This is a genomic window from Tenacibaculum sp. E3R01 (assembly GCF_003318185.1).
GTDB classification, from domain to species: domain Bacteria; phylum Bacteroidota; class Bacteroidia; order Flavobacteriales; family Flavobacteriaceae; genus Polaribacter; species Polaribacter halocynthiae.
This window is the reverse complement of sequence record NZ_QOCC01000023.1, coordinates 1-19,719: the sequence shown is the minus strand read 5'-3', so window position 1 is coordinate 19,719 and position 19,719 is coordinate 1. Positions and strand designations below refer to the sequence as shown.

The following is a 19,719-nucleotide window of genomic DNA, read 5'->3' as shown; positions in this document are numbered from 1 at the left end:
ATCGTATGTTATTATATCTAGGTATTTGTTCGTCACTTGTTATTTTTTTAGTTTCATAATTTCTTCTAATAATGGAGCAAGTCCATTTTTTGTTATCGTATCATTATTCCAAAAACTCAAAACAGAGCTAACATAATTATCTCTTACTTTAGTAGCTACATAATAAATTCTCAAAATTTTTCCGCCGGATATGTTTGCTAAAACTGAAGTTATTCCAGTAAAATTATTTTTACCTCAGTTCTTTTTAAGTGCGTATCTGCACTTAATTGGGTAATGTTAGCTAACGGTCTCGTATAACCATCATTTACTGGTTAATATGCGTTAATTTTCGGTTTAACACAGATCTTTGCAATTCCGAGTGGATCCGGACATAGTCGAATCCGCCGTAATTGCGGTTATACATCTTATGTTTACAAAGTAGTAAATTTAAGTATTAAACCAGAAAGCATAAAAGAGAGGATTAATATATGATGAAACTTATAGAAGTACTTTAGTTAAAAATTAAACAAAAATTAGTTGTTTTTTACCACAGATCTTTGTTCGCCATAGTACTTATTGGTGATAAATTTCCCAACAAGTTCCTTCTTCTTCGATTTCGTCTGGATTAAAACCTTGTATTTTTCTTAAAACTTCACAATAATATTTAAGTTTATAGTAATCATCTCCCTTGAAATATGGGTTATTTCCAGATAAATTATCAATCTTACTTGTTAATGAGGCTATGTCAGTTATACAATTCCAATCAAAATAATTATTAAAAAAATCTTTTGGTGAATTTTTAATATTTATGAGTGTCGAATTAAAAAACAACTTTACATCGTTTCTTGGTTCATCATAGAAATCAGGGTCACTCACTAACTCTCCATTCTCTTTTAGCCAAGAAAGCTTAATGTTATTTAAATCTGAATCTACAATAATTGAGTACTGAAAATTTGCGTTAGTAATGTTTGCCTCGTTAAAAAATGTTTGACTTAAGTTAGTTAATTTAATATTTGTTCCACTAATTGTGTCTGATGGCAGTTGAGAAAAGTCAGTTCCAGTTAAGTCCGAATTTGTGAAATTTACTCCACTTAAGTTCGCTCCTCTAAAGTCAACTTTTTTAAGAACCATATTACTTAAGTCTATATTTTTAAGTGTTACACCAGCCAATTTTGCCTTGCTTAAGTCGACTTTATAGTCTTTAATATTACTGAAACGCTCTTTGATAGCATCAATAAGGATTGTAGTAGCCAAAGCTTTTCTGGATATTGGATATTTATTATAGTCAGAATAAACAATTTCATACTCTCTAGCAATATCATCGGAAAGAACTTGTCGTTGAAAAAAGCGATTTTGTTCTTTCATTTTTTGTGTCTGATCACTTATTAAGTTATTCTGACGATATAATAAAATAGAACCAATTAATACACCAAAAGTTAAAAATAAACTTGACAAAACTCGAATCATCCACTTTCTTGATATAGTCCAAGCGTAAGTAGAAAATATGGTTCTTGAAAAATCAATCACATTTTTGCTACCTTCTTTTATCTGACCTTGAGAATAGTTTTCAATTGATTTAGAAAACTGATAAAAAATATTATCTAAAGTGGTTTTAGAAGTTCCAAAAATTTTATTAAGTATTTTTTCTCTATTTAAAATTACTAAAAGAAAAAGTAAACCTGCAATTAATAATATCGAAATAATTATAATTAAAGTTGAAGTTAAGTTCTCTTTAAACGCATACAAGCCATAAAAAACCAATGGAAAACCAGCAAAAAGTGTCATAACAAAAACTAGAAAAGACTTATCATTTTGATTATTTTCTTTTTTGCTCATTTTTAGTTTGTATTATGGCTAACGATTAATGTATGGTTTCGTTGGTGCGAACACTAAGATAGTAAAAAGAAAAGACCCATTGTTCAGCCGTGGCGAATTTTCCGATAGGAAAATCCGCAGCAATGAACTATACGTGTTGTTAGCACATGTTTTTTTTTATTACAAAGAAAATTGACATAATCAAAAGCAAGGGAGTAATCCATAAGACAGTTGAGTAAAGAGCATAATAACCTCGAAATTTTAAATTTCCTTTATTTTTGACCCATAATCCGTCGTTAAGTCCAAATTCATCAACATTGAAAGGTTCTTTTTTGAATATTATGTCAAAAAGTACAGTGATTAGTTTTACTATATTCAGTGTTATAAATGGAGAAAACGTAATTAGAATACAATTGTAGTTACAGAAAAATATCCATTTTAAAAATACGAGTAATATTCCCAAAAATCCAGCTAGAAAGGTCCATTTAAGATACTTTTGAAATATTGAGTTTTTTTTCAAATCTTCAGAGAAATTAATTATCAAAAAACTAGCGATTGGAAAAATCGAAATTAGTATATAGAAGTAAATTTCCGAAAGGGTCATTTTTAAATATGTGCTAACGTGTTTGTATATGTTTTGTTGCGTGGTTTAAGCACCTAATTTAGCAAATAAAGACCGAATAGAAAATCCGCAAGGATTTTCGTAAGTAGGCTAGTACTAGCAATAAATTATATATGTTGTTGGCAAATCGTTTTTTAAAATTTTCCTTGGTCGTAAATCTCAAATTCAAAAGTATCATTTAATTTATAGCTATAGACTTTTTGAATAATTTCTAATGTAATTCGTTTAGCTTCTTGTTGATTCGTTCCAAAATTAATTGAGTAACAAGGTGTTCCATTGGCATCATAATGTTTAAATTTCTCAAAAACATCAAGGTTTTCAAACTTCTCTAATTTATTTTTCTCATAATCATTGAAAGGCAAATTGAGTGAAAAATTAAAAATCCTATCAGAATTTTTAATTTCGTTTATAGATTTTCCTAAACTCATAGGAATTAATATGCCATGAATTAATTGAATAACGACAACATTGTCTTTAGCAACATTAATTAAAAAAGCGTGATTTTTTCTTTCAAATTTTTTAGAAGTCAATTCTATTGTTTTTTTCAAACCAACACCTAACTTTTCCATTGTTTGAGCTTTTCCTCCGACATTTATTCCTAATAGAGTTAAAAATGAGAATAATATTTTTTTCATAAATCTTGTTCTAAATGTTTGCTAACGTTGTTGTATATGGTTTGTTGCGTGTTTTAAGCACCTAATTTAGCAAATACAAACCGAATAGAAAATCCGCGAGGATTTTCGTAAGTAGGGTAGAACTAGCAATAAATTATATACGGTGTTAGCAAAAGTATTTACAATATTTTGAAATAAAATTTTTCAGTATTTTCATCGATTTTCCCTAAACTTTCAAACAAGAAATCATATGCTTCAATATTTTGATAAGGGAAATTCATATTCGTAAGAGGTTCATTTTTGTAATCTACAGCGACTAAATTCTTTTCTTCATCTATAAAATTAAGTTTTGCAGTTTTTGTTTTGTGATTTGCAATCACTATTGCTCTTTGTGCCATCTGGTTATTATTTTATTCAAGTTATTTATTCAAAACTAAAATCGCCATTTGTTCCAAATTCAAAATTTTCGATATCCTTAATAAAGAATGTTTGAATGGTCATATAGTCTAATTTGTTAAATACTCTAAATTTCAAGTTAGCAACATTTTTTATTCTGTCTTCACAATCAAAAAGAATATCCTTAATAGTTCCTTTGCTCCAATTATCTTTATTGGACTCTAAAATTAAAGTTGTCAGTACTTTTTGGTCTTTATCCTTAAATTGTGGTAAATAGTTGATTATTGCAAATGCTTTATTTCCATTAATTACTGTTTGAAATACATCAACAAATCCATTTTCGTATTGACCATATTCAACTTCTTTTGTCCATTTATAATTCATAGAGGTTGGTTTTTTATATTTTCGCTAACGGTCTTGTATATGAAAAGTAGCGGATTTTTACACACTAACTTTTCGGATTTACACTGACCTTTAATTTGTTTATTTTCTATTAATTAAGCGATTAAACCGCTATTTATTATATACCTTGTTGTGCAACGTAATTTTATGCGCACTTATTATTTTTCCTTCGCTATCAATTGCCTTACTTTTTTCTAAATAGCCATACTTTGAAAAGTAAAACTCTGTACTTTTTTCAAGCTCTCCATTCTTATATTTTGTAACTATTTTAGACTTGATTTGTCGCTTGTTATGATACTCAAATATCGTTATAGTTTTAAAATCGAATATTTTTGTGTTATAACTTTTATATTTATTCTCAATCCGTTTTGGTTTATCATATTTACCAATTTCAATTTTATAATCTGAAATTAATTCCGCCTTATTATTATATTTTTTAATACCAATTATTTTGTCATTTTTATATTGATAAGAAATAGAATCTGTCTTTCCAGAATCATAAGATATAGATTTTATTATTCTATTATTTTCATAAAATAATGAATCTTGATTTGACCCAAAATCATAAGTGTCAAAATTCGCAATTAATCTATTTTTTTTGTCGTAAAAAAACTTAGTTGTATCAATTGATTTGTCTTCTCCCCATTTCCAAATTTCAATCGTTTGTTGATTCCGTTTGTTGTATTTGAAAATTGCAGTATCGCTTTCTTCCGTTTTGTAACTATGAATTTCTATTTCTGTTAACTTACCTGGATATGTGGTTGTGATTTTCGCAATTGTGTCCCCATCTCTGTCAAATTCATAATCGATTTTATGTCTTCCTTTTTCATCAAAAACCTGAATTAATGAAATATATGGTTTTCCTCCAGTCGAGTCGATTAGTCTTAATGTTTTGAGATAATAATTTTTAAGTTTTGGCTTTTCACGAGTCATATCCACATTATAATATTCTTGCGAAAATGATAGGCTAGTCACTAAGATTAGTATGATGCTAAAAGTTTGTCTCATTATGTTGCACAACGTATTTGTGTATTGTTAGTTGCGCAATTTTAACGTAAAAGTAATTAAAATAGATGAAATTAATTGTCAGCGAGATTTGTCCGAAGGAACAAATCTCGCTGACAATTAATTATACATTTTGTTGTGCATAGTTATTTTTTCCATATTCCAAATTCATTTCGGATTATGTTCAAAATCTCACACATATAAATCAGTTCGTCAATTTCCGGGTAATGTTTTAAATATTTGTCGGGATTAGAAAATTCAAATTCATTGATTTTATTCCAACCTTTGGATTGAACCTTGAATCCTTCTCCGTCCAATATCGAAATCTTTTTGGTTATTAATTGATATTCTACAATCTCTTTTCCACGATGTATGTTTTTTACCTTTTCTACATTTCCACGAGTCCCTAATTTCCATTGAATCTCGCTTAAACTTGGTAAGTTAAAAATATGACTGCGAACAAAATTTTGAAAAATAAATCCCACATTATTTTCCGATTTTAGAGTTTGCTTTTCAGTCCGTAATTCCTCTTGTCTATTAACTTTTGCGTAGTGTTCGTAAAATTCGGCTGTCCATTTCTCTGATTTGTCTTTAAATATTCTAAAAAGTGAAGAGTAATTTGTTATTCCGCCACCCTGATAAATTCGGACTTCTGTTTGGTAAGTCAAAGAATCAGATAGTTTCAAATCATAATTAATTTCAGATATATTTTGTGCTGAAATTCCAATAGAAAAAAGAAATATTATTAAATCCTGGATGTTTTTCATAATTATGCACAACGTATTTGTGTATGATTGGTTGCGAAATTTTAACGTAAAAATAATTAAAATACTTGAAATTAATTGTCTGCGAGATTTTTCCGAAGGAATAAATTCGTAAGCAATTAATTATACACTTTGTTGTGCTTTCGTTATTTTAATTCAACTGTTTTAAATATTTTTTTTAATTCACTTTTGTCAAATTCCATATTTGATTTAATTCCGAAGAACAATTTATTACTATCTGTTTCTTTATTAATCGGTTCAAAATTCACGCTTGACATATTCGGATTTTGTTTGTCATTCCACAATGCGATTGTCCTTATATAATTTCCGATTGTGTCAATAGTCAATTCGTAATTCTCAAATTGTTTTCGTTCTTCATTTGGTATGCAGAAAGGAATTTTATATTCCGATTTATCGTACTCAAAAGTGTAATAGTATTTACAATTACTTTTAAAATCATTTTGTGTAGCAATACTATCAGTCATTTTATGTAAAGTCAAGTTTTTGATTTTTTTAACGATTTCTCGTGGGTTTACACCTCCATTTTCATTTTCGTAAGGTTTTAAGTCAATTTCATTAAAAAACTTTTGAGTCGTTTCAAAATTCATTCCTTTTCGGCTTTCCTCAATATAGCTTTTTTCGTCCATTGGTGGACTTGGTGAATACCAGCCGTAATCAAAAATAAATTTCGATTTTCCGTTTTTAATTTCTCCGACAAAAGAATCAATTCCATCAATTTTTTTATACTTGAAATCTGTTGGCAAAATAATACTGAACAGGTCGAAATCAATTAAGTGAGTTTTTCCGTCATTTTGAGAAACGTAATTTGCTCCGTCATTACAGCTTGTTAACAGAAGAAATGTAAATAATATGATAATGTTCTTTTTCAGTTCGAATATTTTTGAATAATGAAGCACAACTTATTTGTGTATGATTGGTTGCGCAATTTTAACGTAAAAGTAATTAAAATACATGAAATTAATAGTCTGCGAGATTTGTCCGAAGGAACAAATCCACTAGCAATTAATTATACATGGTGTTGTGCTTATTTTTTTATTAGTTCAAGTTTATTTAATTCGGTGAGTTGTTCTTTCCAGTTTTGAGCGATTTTTGCTCCATTGTCATCATCGATATTGGTTAAAAACTTTCCGTCTTTTAGATACCTAAGAGAGTTTAATATTTCGTTGTCGGTCAATTGATGGTTAAATTTCCTTTCAGCCAATTCTATTTCGCTTAAATAGTATCCTCTGAATTCATTCAGTCCGATTTGGTTAATTATTAATTCAGCTTTTTCTTTAAAATTGAAGTCTATTTTAGAAAGAGTAACTAATAGTTGAGGACTAACCCAAGTCCCTAAACAAAGTCGTTTCCATAAAAATTCAATGAATTTTTGTTGTTCAGATTTATCTAATTTTAAAATTGTAATAAATGCTACTAAATGTAACCTCCAATTTAGTTCAGTTAGCATTTTTCTCGTATCATTATAAATATCGTCAATTTGGTTTTTAGATATTATTCCGTCAATCAGCTTTAAAGATTTACCAAGATTGAAAGTTTCGGTATCTGATAAATCAACTATCAGATTTAAAAGAGGTAAGTGATTTGGTTGATTATCCCAAAATTTGTCAAATATTCCGAATTTCAATTTTAGTTCGATTTTTTAATTAAGCACAACTTATTTGTGTATGGTTAGTTGCGGAATTTTAGCGTAAAAATAATTAAAATACATGAGATTAATTGTCTGCGATATTTGTCCGAAGGGACAAATCCTAAAGCAATTAATTATACATTTTGTTGTAATGCGTTTTTATCTTTTTCCATTAGTGTCATTCAAATTCGTAATTTCTTTTAATATTTCAATGTTTAGTCATTGCTAAATTTCTAATAATTCTTTGTTAAAGACTATTTTTTTAAAAATTCGATTCTTCTAAACTCATTATAATGAGTTTGTAATGTGATTTTTATTTTGACTTTTTCATTTCATTTTGTTCAGAAGAAATACAAGAGAGTACTATTTTTTTAAGAACTTCAGGTTTTATTTTTTGTGATTCAGCCATAGTTATATTTTTTTTTATCACTTTATTTAGCATACAATTACATAACGCATTTGCGCGTTCTTCTGAAACTTTACCATTATTTGCTTTCATACAACCAGATATAAATCCTTTTTTATCTTTCTCTAACCAGTTTTTCGAAGGTCCACACGAATAAATTATTAATGACAAAACTATTAATAATAAAAAATGATTAGTTTTAATCCTTAATGTTTTCATATTTTAATCTTTTTAATTGCAAAATTTTATTTAATTGTAGAACTTTTTAAATTTTTAAATTTGTCTTGAGAATACATTCCTTAAATGCATTACAACGTGTTCGTGTATGATTTCGTTGTGGAATCATCCGCAGGATTATTCCGCTTAAGAAATCAGTGTAATTTATAAATTTAATTTTTGTTTTAGCTCTTTGCCACAATGAATTATACACGTTGTTAGGAACTGGCTTTTACTTTTTCTTTATTCTGTTTTCTTTCATTAAATCAAAAGCTTTATCAAATTCCGCTTTCCGTTCCGTTTTTACATTTCCATAAGTGATTTGAATTCCGTCAATCTTTTCTTTTCTCCAATGAAATTCAGGATATTCATTTTCAGGTGATTTTATTTGTCCAAATCCGCTGGTTGAAATTATTACAAAACTTTTATCCGAATAAATAAAATTCTGGAAAATGCCTTCTGTATAATCTTCAACCTCATTTTTTTCAATTCCGATTGGTAAAGTCAAATAATAGTCAGTTTTTTTTATTTGGACATCAGCGAAAGAGTATTCAATTCCGCTTTTTTGTTTACAGCTCGATAGAATTAAAATTCCGAGTATGAGTATGAAAATTTTCCTATTCATTCAATTCCGTATGAGTGAGTTCAGCTTGTGCCTAACTTATTTGTGTATGGTTAGTTGCGCAATTTTAGCGTAAAAATAATTAAAAAACATGAAATTAATTGTCTGCGAGATTTTTCCGAAGGAATAAATCCGTAAGCAATTAATTATACATGTTGTTGTAATACGTTTTTATTAACGAAATACATTATTCCACCTACAATTATTAATGTTATAATTATATCTAAAATTAAATAATTCAAATTCCAACCGTAATTTGGATTTGGACAATCTATCATAAATTCTTTGTAATATTTGAAAGGAAAACCAATCTCTAAAGATTTATAACCAACTGATCTATTTATTGGCGAATTCAAATGATTAAACACAGTCAAAAAGGAAGTTGATAAAAAAACTAAAATAGACATTAACAAAGTCAGAAATACATATTTGAGTCTAAACATTATTCATCTTTGTCTTTTAAGTATTTAAGTAAATTTACCAAGTGTTGTTCAGAATGATTTTTCATTAAAAACTCAAATTGATAAAGTCCATTTTTTTTACTGTTGTTTTCAAATCTCCATTGAACTTCTATTAAGTCTTTTATTATATCAGTCAAATCATCAATAGGGTCTTCAGTAACCAAATAAGCATCTTTGTTAATTTTATGACTTTCCATAGCAGAATGATACCAACCGAAATCTGGAAAATGTTGAGTTACTATACTTCTCATTCCGTCATAATCTAAATTAATAGGTTTTTCATAATCGTCATCATCAAATTCCGTTTCTACTTTCAAATATTCAGCATAAATTCCAACTAACAGTCTTTGGATTTCGAGCGTTTTGTTTTCGGATTCAATTTTTTCATTTGTTCCAAATTCAATAATTCTATCAATTAGTTTTTTTAATATACTCAATGCTTTTTAGTTTACTCAAATGTATTACAACGTATTTGTGTATGATTAGTTGCGCAATTTTAGCGTGAAAATAATTAAAATACTTGAAATTAATTGTCTGCGAGATTTTTCCGAAGGAATAAATCCGTAAGCAATTAATTATACATTTTGTTGTAACCTGTTAATTACAATTACAACTTTGGTTTACTTCATCAATTTTTATACCGTTAGTTGTTTTTAATGTGCTTTTTAATAGTTTAAAATTTTTGAAGTCAAGTCGATATGTTTTGTTAATTTCTTTTTCTCCATTCCATTCAGGTGCGTAATAAATATTGTCTTTATAATACCAGTTACCTAGGTAAAAATCTAATTCCTTTTTGAATTTAATTTGCTTATTTTGTAAATCATAAATTGTTAATCCACTAAGATCAGAATCCCAAGTTGATATCAAATACTTTTTGTTCTTAGTTATGAAATATTGTCCTCCTTCAAATTTACTTATTTTTCCATTTAAGTCTACAATCATAATTTCTCCATTGTAATCTCCAAATTTAGAAGCTATAAATAAATTTGGAACATTTTGATTTTTGGAAAATGTAATTCCATGATTACCACCAACAGCTTCAATTTCTGGGTAACTAATCTCATCTACTAGTTTTTTATCTTTAATAGTTCTTATCAACCCTTTACAGCTGAAATTATAAAAGTTTGTACTAGGTTTTATTTGGATAATTTTTATATAAATATCTTTTAAAAGATGTTCATGAACAGAAATTGTAGCAATTTTGTTTAATATCTTCCCTTTTTCTAAGAAACCTTTCTTAATGAACTGAATTCGAGATCTATGTATGTAGCCAATTAATCCCTTTTTGGTTTTTACAATCCACCAATTTGAATCATTATTATTAAAATATGTAAAGTTTTCATTTTCGATAATTTTTCCAATTATTTCACTTTTAATGGTTTTATCTAATCTAACATTTACAAATCCATCTTTATCATTTATAATACCAATTTTTGATTGAGAAAACCCAATTAAACTTACAAAAGATATAATTAACTGTATTGTTTTTTTTCTTGAGATCATAATGGGTTACAACGGTTCGGCTATGATTTCGGCGTGGATAAATCCGCAGGATTTGTCCAAAGTAGAAATCAGCCAGAACTAAGTTAGGGTTTTTGTTTTAAAGTTAATAAGCCACGCTGAATTATAGCCATTGTTGTACAACGTTTTTTATTTCCATCCAATTACATTTTCGTTCAGTTCATTTAAAAATTCCCTCCCCATTTTAAGAGGTAGTATTTTCAAAATTTTCCGATTATATTCCGAATAACAGTCAAACTGATTAATATTTTTCAGATAGATATATTTAAAATTATAACATTCTTCTAGTGTTTTTTCATCTTCAGTAATTTTTCTTTTATTTTGATTTCTGGAGAATAAAAATATTTTCACCTTGTTATTTTTTAAATCAGCTAAAGCTGTTTTCTTACTCGCGTCACATTTTTCATTCAGTGAAATTGATTTATATCCTTTTCGTTTTGTCCATTCCTTTTTGAACTTAAATTTTCTTAATGTGTCATTTTTGTATATAAAGACTAAATCATAATTTTTTTTGTTTTCATTAGGAATTAGTTCAAATTCTCCATTTTCATTCAGAACCACAGGAATTTTGGTGCTTTTTTCCTTAACCAGAATTAAACTGAATTTATTATAAAAAGCATTAGAAAAAAATAATTTCCCTCTAATTGTGTCATTTTGGGAATTAGTGTTTTCAACTTTTAAAAAAGCGAAAAGTATGAAAGTTATTAGCAATTTTATTTTCATTCCTTATGTTGTACAACGTATTTGTGTATGATTTCGTTGCGTGTTTCAGCAACTAAATTAGCAAATACAAACCGAATAGAAAATCCGCGAGGATTTTCGTAAGTAGGCGAGCACTAGCAATGAATTATACACGTTGTTACAAGCTGGCTTTTATTCGTTCAGTTATCTCTTCAATTGTTCCAAGTCCATCAAAGGTCAGAACTTTAATTTTTGATTTCATATATTCAATTGCTGGTCTTGTCGAATTCTCAAAAACCTCAATTCTTTTAATGTGAATTTTAGGGTCTTTGTCATCTTTTCTGTTTGATGTTTCGGCTCTTTTTTCCGCTCGTTTTAAAAGTTCAGATTTCGGCACATCTATATTCAGCACTTTTCCAATACTCATTTGTTTTGAATTCACAAGTTCAATTAGGTCATTAACTTGTGGTTCAGTTCTTGGATAACCGTCTAATATAATTCCTCCTTTTGAACTGTTTTCGTCCAATATTTGACTGAAAAGGTCTTTCATAATCGAATCAGGAACTAAATCTCCTTTTTCTTCATATTCGGACATTATTTTTCCGATTTCGGTTTCATTTTGTTTTTCTAATCGGCATCTATCTCCTGTTGATATATGTTCAAAATTAAGTTGTGTTTTTAAAATTTCACATTGTGTTCCTTTCCCAGAATATGGTGGTCCTGTTATTATCAATATTTCCATTTATGTTGGTTTGTTCAGCTTGCTTGTAACGTGTTTGTGTATGATGTCGTTGCGTGTTTCAGCAACTAAATTAGTAAACTAAAACGAACCAGAGTAAATTCCGAAGGAATTTCCAAGTAGACGAGAACTAGCAATGCAATATACACGTTGTTGGCAATTGGCTTTTTTTAATCTAATTCATTTTTGTTCTAGTTGTATAGGAATGAAAGGTTATAACTCAATCTCATTTTTAACTTTAGCCCAAGTACCAGTGTCTTTTGAAACCTCTGTAGCCAAACCTATAGCCTGTAATTCTGCAACTAAACCCGCATTAGAAAAACTAGGTGTGAAGTTTTCAATAGCATCAAAAAAATGTGAAATGGATTCTCTCATTCCTGGCCAATCTGCATAAGGTTGTTTTGCTGGAAAAAAGTTTGTTATCTCATCATTCTTTAACCTTGTTGTTAATTCTCCAGTTAGAATATCTATTAAAATTTCTCCCTCACTACCAATTGCTTCAATTTTTATAATCAATTCATCTAAACTGTCAACATTTACTTTTAATTTGCCCCAAATACCATCATAATCTAGTATACAACTACTTTGACTTTGTCTTCTTCCGCTAACACCATTGCCATCCAAAAGTAATACACGCTTTGGGAAAGCATCTAATATAATATTAAGTACATGCACATACCAAAGAGATAAACGATTAATAACATTGATGTCTTGATTAGGTTCTGCTCCCCAATTAGATCGAAGTGATATACTAACAGATTGAATATTGCCAATTTGATTTTTTTTTATGAGTTCTGCTGCTTTAGAAATTACAGGTATCAGTCCTAACTCTAAATTGGCATGCGTGATTTGAGGTGCTTTTAGTAATTTCTCTAGAACTTCAGTTATTAAAGTTCTGGTATGTCCAATAGGAGGTTCATAAAAAAAAGGAATTCCAGACAGTATGGCTTCCATTATTACCTCTCCATGTATTGCATCTGGAACGGCAATCATAACCGCATCAATATTATCTAAATTTAATAAATCCTTATAATTACTATAAACTTTTACAGAATTGCCAAATTGATTTTTAATAGCTGTAATTGTAGCTTCACTTTTTGCTGAAATAGCAACAACATCTACCCTGCCATCGTATTTTATTGCTGGTAAGTACGAATCTTTAACCCAATTACCATAGCCTATAATTCCTAATTTTGTTTTCATCTTATTATTTTATATTCATTTAAACATTGAGGACAAAAGTAGAGACCATAAGAATTAATAAATTGTATATTTTAAGCAGATTAAAACAATTTGAAATTGTAATTAATTATTTCGTTTTTATCATTATCCTGTTTAATAAGAGACTGATAATTTGAAGGTGTAAGATTGGAAAATTTTTTAAATTCTCGAATAAAATGTGCTTGATCGAAATATCCCGAATTTAAGGCTATTGAAGTCAAGTTGTCATTAGTCCCAATTAAGTTGCAGAGTGATTTTCGAAACTTTATTAGGCGTTCAAATTTTTTAGGCGTAATTCCAACTATTTTAGTGAAATTACGATTGAGAGTTGAATAATTAGTTTCTGTTGTTTTACAGTATTCTTCAATAGAGATAGAATCATCATTCCATCTAAATTGTTCGTAAAAATTCTTAATTGGAAGAATAGTTTTATATAATGTTTCAGAAAATAAATCAGATAGTAGTTTCTGAATTTCATTAATTAAATCTGCGTTTGAATCTGTAATAGAGTATTGAAGTTTTCCATTCGTTTCTGCTAATTCAAACGATGTATTAATTATATTTTTTCCTTGAGTTTTAAAAAAAGGAAAGATCCCAAAAGCAAAAAATCTAATTCCTAATAATTTTGTGTTAGTTGGATATGACAAAATAGTATTTGCTGAAGAAATACCTTCAATATGTGGTGCAGTTATCCAAACTTGATTTCGCTTGTATTTAGAGTTGTTTAAAGGAATTATTAAGTTAACATATTGATTTGGAGGTATTATTATTTCTACTGTGTGTTCGGTATTTTCCGAAATCCATATTCTCTCGATTAAATCGGGAAACAGGTTTGCTTTATATTCATCTATCTTTAGCAATTTATTGTTTTTTTAATAAAAATACTTTACTACTATGTTTATTTATCTGATTCAGTTGTTGCTTGTTGCCAACGTCAAGGCTATGGTTAGTACGGGAATTAAAAGTAATGAATTTCCGATTAAGCACTTAGCCAAAACTTTTTATTTTGTTTTATCTTTTTTTGTTATAAAGCCAAATCAAAAAGATTTGGCGGACTTGGTTAAAAGCACTAAATTTTGAGTTAAGCATCAAACCCGTATTAACTATAACCATTGTTGTGCCTAGTTATTTTTTTAAGTCCTCTCGATGTTTTTCCGAAAGACAAGGTTCTGCATATTCTAAAATCCCGTCTTTTTCGTATTCAGTTAGTATTTTTTGAATTCCGAAATAATCCACATCTTTCAAAATCTCCATAGAGAAGTATGCGTCGTTCAATCCTTCGGATGTACAATTCAATTCCTTAAATCGGTCTCGGATGATTTCTTTGTCAAACTCATCTTGCGTGATTATAACTAATACAATCGAATTTCCAGAATATTTAGTTGTCTTTTGATAAGTTAGCATTTGTTCCGATTCATCAAATTCCGCATAAAATTCGTCATCAGTAGCAATCAATGGTCCATAGAACGGGATATTGTCCAATTTGAAAATTCCTTTGTCTTTATCTATAACCTCTGCCCACATTGTTTCCACAGTTAGTTCATCCAAGACATTACTATGATATTTAAATAGAACTTTTTCTTGTTTAACTTCAGTCATTATTTCCGTGATATTTTTTCCAAATTGTTTCTAAAACCATTTTACCTTTCATCCCTTTATAAAACGCTTCAATCTTCTTGAGGTTTTTTGAGCTCATATTTCCAGAAATTAACTCACAATTTTCAATAGTAAATTTTGCGTCTATATCTCTATTCTTTGAAATAACGTGAAAGTGAGGCGGATTATGGTCATTAGGATAAATTTTAACTTGAAGGTCGTTGATTGTTTCAACCCGTTCTTTAGTTGCTAAAGCTTTTTCATTCAAATGTTTCTCTAAAGAGACATCATCTAATCCTAAATAATATTTTAGTAAATCAGTTAGTATATTTTCAAATATTTTCAAATCCTTGTTTTAATTCAATTGTTTTTTTCTAATTAGGCACAACGTGTTTGTGTATGGTTTCGTTGCGTGTTTTAGCAACTAATTTAGCTAAATACAAACCGAATAGAAAATCCGCGAGGATTTTCGTAAGTAAGCCTGCACTAGCAATGAATTATACACGTTGTTACAAGTTGGCTTTTATTCGTTCAGTTATCTCTTCAATTGTTCCAAGTCCATCAAAGGTCAGAACTTTAATTTTTGATTTCATATATTCAATTGCTGGTCTTGTCGAATTCTCAAAAACCTCAATTCTTTTAATATGAATTTTAGGGTCTTTGTCATCTTTTCTGTTTGATGTTTCGGCTCTTTTTTCCGCTCGTTTTAAAAGTTCAGATTTCGGCACATATATATTCAGCACTTTCCCAATATTCATTTGTTTTGAATTCACAAGTTCAATTAGGTCATTAACTTGTGGTTCAGTTCTTGGATAACCGTCTAATATAATTCCTCCTTTTGAACTGTTTTCGTCCAATATTTGACTGAAAAGGTTTTTCATAATCGAATCAGGAACTAAATCTCCTTTTTCTTCATATTCGGACATTATTTTTCCGATTTCGGTTTCATCTTGTTTTTCTAATCGGCATCTATCTCCTGTTGATATATGTTCAAAATTAAGTTGTGTTTTTAAAATTTCACATTGTGTTCCTTTCCCAGAATATGGTGGTCCTGTTATTATCAATATTTCCATTTATGTTGGTTTGTTCAGCTTGCTTGTAACGGTTTGGTTTATGGTTTGTGGCGGAGTTTGAAAACGATTCTTTTCCACCAGTAACGATTTTAAATATAAAACCTAATTTTCAATTATTTAACTTAAACTGCCATTAACTATAAACTGTGTTGGCATTAGTTATTCTTCAATCGCTTTTCAATTACTTCAAGCATAGCTTTGGCGTTGTTATTTTTTGAATTCAATTTTAATGATTGTTCGTAATTTTTTTTTGAAATTTCAAATTGATTATTTATAAAATATGCTTCTGCTAAACTATCATAAGCATTGGCTGATTTAGGGTAATCATTTACGTTTATTTCAAAAATTTTAATTGCTTTTTTTACCTTATTTTTATTTAGAAAAAAATAACCAAAAGTATTTAGGATTTCTTGAAATGATATATTTGGGTTTTTATTTTTCAATATGTAGTATTCCGATATTGCTTTATCCAATTCTTTATCTAATAAAAGAGATGTTAGTTTCTGTTCTGCTACTAATTTTTTATCAAACAATGAAGTGTCAACAATACCAGCTATGCTATTAATAATTTTATTATGAATAGGAAAATATTTATTTCCATTAGTTAATAGTATAATAGTTAAATCATTTGCAATAAATTTTCTGTAGCCCGTTTGTAAACCTCCAGTAAATCCATAAGAAGTAGTATTGTTTGAAGTGTATATTTTCCAACCATGAAGAAATTTATCTGTATTGTTTGCATAATTAAATGGTTTCCACATATTTAATTTTGTTTCTTTTTTTAATAAATTATTATCATCAAGGTTTTTGTTCCATTTGATAAATTCTTTCAACGTAGCGTTTAATCCATTAGCTGCATGAGACCTTTCTTGAAAGTTGGTACTTACATTACGATATCTATTTATTTCATTTACATAGTAATACCTTTTTGCTCTATTAGGTATAGAATCTTTAAAGTTAGAAGAAAAAAGTACTTCCCCTTTGTTTTCTGGGAATTGATTTTTTAAAACAAATTCGGCTACAGTTTGTTTGGTTATTTTTTCAATAATTTGAGCAATAAGCCAATAATTTGTTTGATTATATTTATATTGATTCCCTTTTTGAAAGGAAATTTTTTCATTGAATAGTTTAGTTTTTAATTCTTTGTCGGTTAGTTTTCTATCTTGAAAAGTAAAATCTGGCAATCCAGAAGAATGTGTTAGCAGGTGAATTATTTCAATACTTTTCCATTGATTAGGTAAATCATCTATATATTGAGAAATTGTGTCTTCTAAAGAAAGCTTACCTTGCTCTACAAGTTGATATAAAGCAGTTGATACAGTAAGTTTAGTTATAGAATACAGAGGGAATATAGTATGTTTATCTACTTTAGAGTTGTTTTTTAAGTTTGCTTTTCCAAAATAACCTTCATACATTAATTCTCCGTTTTTTATTACTGCTAATGCTAAACCCGGAATTTCATGAACTTTAATTTGTTCTTTAATAAAAGAGTCAATTTTTAAGTTCTTTTTTTCTTGAATAGTGTTTTGACAAGAAATATTTAAAAAGATACTTAATAATATTGGTATTAATATTTTATTCATTGAATTTGTTTTTATGTAAAGACAATAACATCTTCTTATTGTTACATTTTTTGTTAATTAATGCCAACGGTTTAGTATAAGCTTCAGTTTGGGGAGAAAATGTCGTAGACTTTTCACCCTATTACTGAAGTGAGTTTAAAAGTAGTGATTTTCTGTAAGAAAATCAGCCCCAAATTGAGTTTATGCATTGTTGCCTACAGACAGCGTCTGAGTGAGAAATCAATCGAGTAGGGATTATTCACTTTAAGTTTTAATTTTGATTGAATAGAGAGATTTTAAATCAACTGTTTTCAATTCAACCGTATCAACTATCAGATCCAGATTTTCATCAAATTATTCAACTTAGCAGTTCTATTCAATAAAAACTAGATTTATCGGACTCTTGTCTTCCACAAAGCCGAGGAAATTCTTTGTTTTCAAAGTTTCAAATCGTTCAATTAAACTAAAAATTTGTCGGTTTAAAAAAAATGTAAATTCCTCAAGTTGTTAAAATCGTTCACGATTCCCTGAAAAGTTTAGTTTTAGAGAATCATTAAACTTCCAGTTATCCACAAAGATTTGAAATAGAGTAGAAGCGGTATTTTTCAAACTATAAAAGACTTTAATAATTTTTAAAAGTTTCAAATGGAGTTCGAATTTTTGTTTGTTGGCAACGGCTTCGGCTATGATTAGTGCGGGAATAAAAAAGCGATTAATTTCCGATTAAGCACTTAGCCAAAACTTTTTATTTTGTTTTACTTTTTATGTTTTAAAGCCAAATCAAAAGATTTGGCGGACTTTATAAAAATACACTAAATTTTGGGTTAAAGACTAAACCCCGTATTAATTATAGCCATTGTTAGCAATAGTATTTTATTAAATACCGCTATTCAATTGATTTTGCTCTCTCACTCTTTTCTTTTCAATTTTTTCAATCTTAGCTTTCTTGTTTCTAAATTTTCTGTGCTAGGGAAGAGGTTTGTCATATTCTGTATTCACACACTATCAAAAATAAAACTTTTGAATAAAGAATTAAGTCGTTAAAGTATTTCTTTAATTTTAAACATTCTGAACAAAGTTATTTAGTGAACTCTTCTACAATGTCATAGTAAATCGTTAAACATATTGCTTTCTGTACACTTTCATTATTATAATTTTCATCTTTAAAGTTATCTACGTATGTTCCAACAATTACAAAAGGATTTAAATCAGGAATTAAAATTACCGTATTTCCTGTTTCTTTCAATAGTTTTTTTGAATATTCATCTTCACAATCATTAACTAATTTTTTATAAAATTCACTTTCATAATTAATAGAATTATTTCGAGCAGAATTAACATTGTTTTTTTTCCAAATTTTATAAAATGTCGTTGAATTTTTAATTTTTGAAAAAGCTTCGACAATATTTTTCTCTCTAATGATTTGAGGATTTACTTTTTTCTTATCCAAATCATTAAGGAATAACTTATATGAAGTCCCTAATTTTTCTGAAGGATAATATTTATTTAATGTAAGATTAAATTCATTATAAAGGTTTTCAATTTCTGTGTTTTCTGATTCTGTTTGTGAAAAAGAAATAATAGAGTTTAATAAAAATATTAAAATAATTTTTTTCATTTTTTGTTATTATTGCTAACGTATTTGTGTATGGTTAGTTGCGTAATTTTAACGTAAAAGTAATTAAAATAGATGAAATTAATTGTCTACGAGATTTGTCCGAAGGAACAAATCCGTAAGCAATTAATTATACACGGTGTTACCCAACGTTTTTTATTCCACGTTTTTCTAATTCAGACTCAAATTCAAGCCTTTTCTTTTTCGTAAATCTCCGACCTTTATTAAATCTCGCATTTTTTTCTTCTTTAAGTAATTCCGCAATTACATATTCAATTTCAGCATTACTTAATTCATTAGGCTCTTTAAAATGTAAATTTACCCCAAATTCGGACGTTTCGTATTTTTCGTTTTCTATTTCATTAATTCGACCAATTGGAATTTCAATATCAACTTCAGTCAATTCGAAGTCGGTTTTTGGCAATTCCGTTTTGTCAATAATTTTCAAATACTCACTCAAAATTCGTTTTTCCACAAATACTTTTCCTCCACCAAATTTATGTCGGTCAGATAAATCCTTTTTAACTCCAGAAATCCAATATTCATTTCCAGATTCTATGTCCATAAAATTTCCTTGAATTCTTACACTTCCCATTCTCTGAAATGCTTTACCATCAAAATAAATTGTCTTTCCGCTTTTTGAGAATGAAACAAGTCCAATCCATGCTGGACCATTTCCGGAAAATCCACTTTTCAGTTCTAAATATTTAATTTCAGTTCGCATTTTTTTTAATGTTGGGTAACGGTTTAGGCTATGATTT

Annotated in this window: 24 protein-coding genes; all 24 read right to left on the bottom strand. The window is 28.3% G+C overall.

Features of this window, described 5'->3' with window-relative positions; genetic code table 11:
* Positions 1-39: 39 nt before the first annotated feature.
* Positions 40-174, bottom strand: coding sequence for a hypothetical protein (locus tag DS884_RS18735; protein WP_255414823.1), 135 nt, complete (start codon positions 172-174; stop codon positions 40-42).
* 378 nt (positions 175-552) lie between these two features.
* Positions 553-1,815: a pentapeptide repeat-containing protein gene (locus DS884_RS11210; RefSeq protein ID WP_113786823.1), complete on the bottom strand. Its 1,263-nt coding sequence runs from the start codon at positions 1,813-1,815 to the stop codon at positions 553-555.
* 735 nt (positions 1,816-2,550) lie between these two features.
* On the bottom strand, positions 2,551-3,051 hold the full coding sequence (locus tag DS884_RS11200; protein WP_113786821.1) for a hypothetical protein: 501 nt from the start codon (positions 3,049-3,051) through the stop codon (positions 2,551-2,553).
* 158 nt (positions 3,052-3,209) lie between these two features.
* Complete coding sequence (locus DS884_RS11195; RefSeq protein WP_113786820.1) at positions 3,210-3,428, bottom strand: hypothetical protein; 219 nt, start codon at positions 3,426-3,428, stop codon at positions 3,210-3,212.
* A 25-nt stretch (positions 3,429-3,453) separates the two neighbouring features.
* Complete coding sequence (locus DS884_RS11190) at positions 3,454-3,810, bottom strand: hypothetical protein (protein ID WP_113786819.1); 357 nt, start codon at positions 3,808-3,810, stop codon at positions 3,454-3,456.
* Between the two features lie 129 nt (positions 3,811-3,939).
* Positions 3,940-4,803, bottom strand: a complete 864-nt coding sequence (locus tag DS884_RS11185; RefSeq protein WP_147239404.1) for a hypothetical protein — start codon at positions 4,801-4,803, stop codon at positions 3,940-3,942.
* Positions 4,804-4,979: 176 nt separating this feature from the next.
* Positions 4,980-5,600, bottom strand: a complete 621-nt coding sequence (locus tag DS884_RS11180) for a hypothetical protein (RefSeq protein WP_113786817.1) — start codon at positions 5,598-5,600, stop codon at positions 4,980-4,982.
* A gap of 143 nt (positions 5,601-5,743) precedes the next feature.
* The gene (locus DS884_RS11175; protein ID WP_147239403.1) at positions 5,744-6,514 is read right to left on the bottom strand and encodes a hypothetical protein; all 771 of its coding nucleotides are present in this window, start codon (positions 6,512-6,514) and stop codon (positions 5,744-5,746) included.
* 128 nt (positions 6,515-6,642) lie between these two features.
* The gene (locus tag DS884_RS11170) at positions 6,643-7,242 is read right to left on the bottom strand and encodes a hypothetical protein (RefSeq protein WP_113786815.1); all 600 of its coding nucleotides are present in this window, start codon (positions 7,240-7,242) and stop codon (positions 6,643-6,645) included.
* A 316-nt stretch (positions 7,243-7,558) separates the two neighbouring features.
* The gene (locus DS884_RS11165) at positions 7,559-7,870 is read right to left on the bottom strand and encodes a hypothetical protein (protein WP_113786814.1); all 312 of its coding nucleotides are present in this window, start codon (positions 7,868-7,870) and stop codon (positions 7,559-7,561) included.
* Positions 7,871-8,099: 229 nt separating this feature from the next.
* A complete protein-coding gene (locus DS884_RS11160) occupies positions 8,100-8,375 on the bottom strand; it encodes a hypothetical protein (RefSeq protein WP_147239402.1) in 276 nt (91 codons plus the stop codon).
* Positions 8,376-8,635: 260 nt separating this feature from the next.
* Complete coding sequence (locus DS884_RS11155) at positions 8,636-8,845, bottom strand: hypothetical protein (RefSeq protein ID WP_147239401.1); 210 nt, start codon at positions 8,843-8,845, stop codon at positions 8,636-8,638.
* Between the two features lie 86 nt (positions 8,846-8,931).
* Positions 8,932-9,387, bottom strand: a complete 456-nt coding sequence (locus DS884_RS11150) for a DUF5063 domain-containing protein (protein ID WP_113786811.1) — start codon at positions 9,385-9,387, stop codon at positions 8,932-8,934.
* 160 nt (positions 9,388-9,547) lie between these two features.
* A complete protein-coding gene (locus DS884_RS11145; RefSeq protein WP_113786810.1) occupies positions 9,548-10,453 on the bottom strand; it encodes an SH3 domain-containing protein in 906 nt (301 codons plus the stop codon).
* Positions 10,454-10,600: 147 nt separating this feature from the next.
* Complete coding sequence (locus tag DS884_RS11140; RefSeq protein ID WP_113786809.1) at positions 10,601-11,194, bottom strand: hypothetical protein; 594 nt, start codon at positions 11,192-11,194, stop codon at positions 10,601-10,603.
* Between the two features lie 136 nt (positions 11,195-11,330).
* Positions 11,331-11,894, bottom strand: a complete 564-nt coding sequence (locus DS884_RS11135) for an adenylate kinase family protein (RefSeq protein ID WP_093871501.1) — start codon at positions 11,892-11,894, stop codon at positions 11,331-11,333.
* A 210-nt stretch (positions 11,895-12,104) separates the two neighbouring features.
* Positions 12,105-13,094, bottom strand: coding sequence for a Gfo/Idh/MocA family protein (locus tag DS884_RS11130; RefSeq protein ID WP_113786808.1), 990 nt, complete (start codon positions 13,092-13,094; stop codon positions 12,105-12,107).
* A gap of 80 nt (positions 13,095-13,174) precedes the next feature.
* Positions 13,175-13,972: a helix-turn-helix domain-containing protein gene (locus tag DS884_RS11125; RefSeq protein WP_113786807.1), complete on the bottom strand. Its 798-nt coding sequence runs from the start codon at positions 13,970-13,972 to the stop codon at positions 13,175-13,177.
* Positions 13,973-14,237: 265 nt separating this feature from the next.
* Positions 14,238-14,711: a DUF4265 domain-containing protein gene (locus DS884_RS11115; protein WP_113786805.1), complete on the bottom strand. Its 474-nt coding sequence runs from the start codon at positions 14,709-14,711 to the stop codon at positions 14,238-14,240.
* The gene (locus tag DS884_RS11110) at positions 14,704-15,054 is read right to left on the bottom strand and encodes a DUF4160 domain-containing protein (protein ID WP_113786804.1); all 351 of its coding nucleotides are present in this window, start codon (positions 15,052-15,054) and stop codon (positions 14,704-14,706) included. The genes DS884_RS11115 and DS884_RS11110 overlap by 8 nt, the downstream gene beginning before the upstream one ends.
* 163 nt (positions 15,055-15,217) lie before the next feature.
* On the bottom strand, positions 15,218-15,781 hold the full coding sequence (locus DS884_RS11105) for an adenylate kinase family protein (protein ID WP_113786803.1): 564 nt from the start codon (positions 15,779-15,781) through the stop codon (positions 15,218-15,220).
* Between the two features lie 155 nt (positions 15,782-15,936).
* Positions 15,937-17,364 (bottom strand): serine hydrolase, encoded by a 1,428-nt coding sequence (locus tag DS884_RS11100; protein WP_113786802.1) that lies wholly within the window; start codon positions 17,362-17,364, stop codon positions 15,937-15,939.
* Between the two features lie 1,057 nt (positions 17,365-18,421).
* A complete protein-coding gene (locus DS884_RS11095) occupies positions 18,422-18,961 on the bottom strand; it encodes a hypothetical protein (RefSeq protein WP_113786801.1) in 540 nt (179 codons plus the stop codon).
* 139 nt (positions 18,962-19,100) lie between these two features.
* The coding region (locus DS884_RS11090) for a hypothetical protein (protein WP_113786800.1) at positions 19,101-19,719 on the bottom strand (619 nt) is incomplete at its 5' end.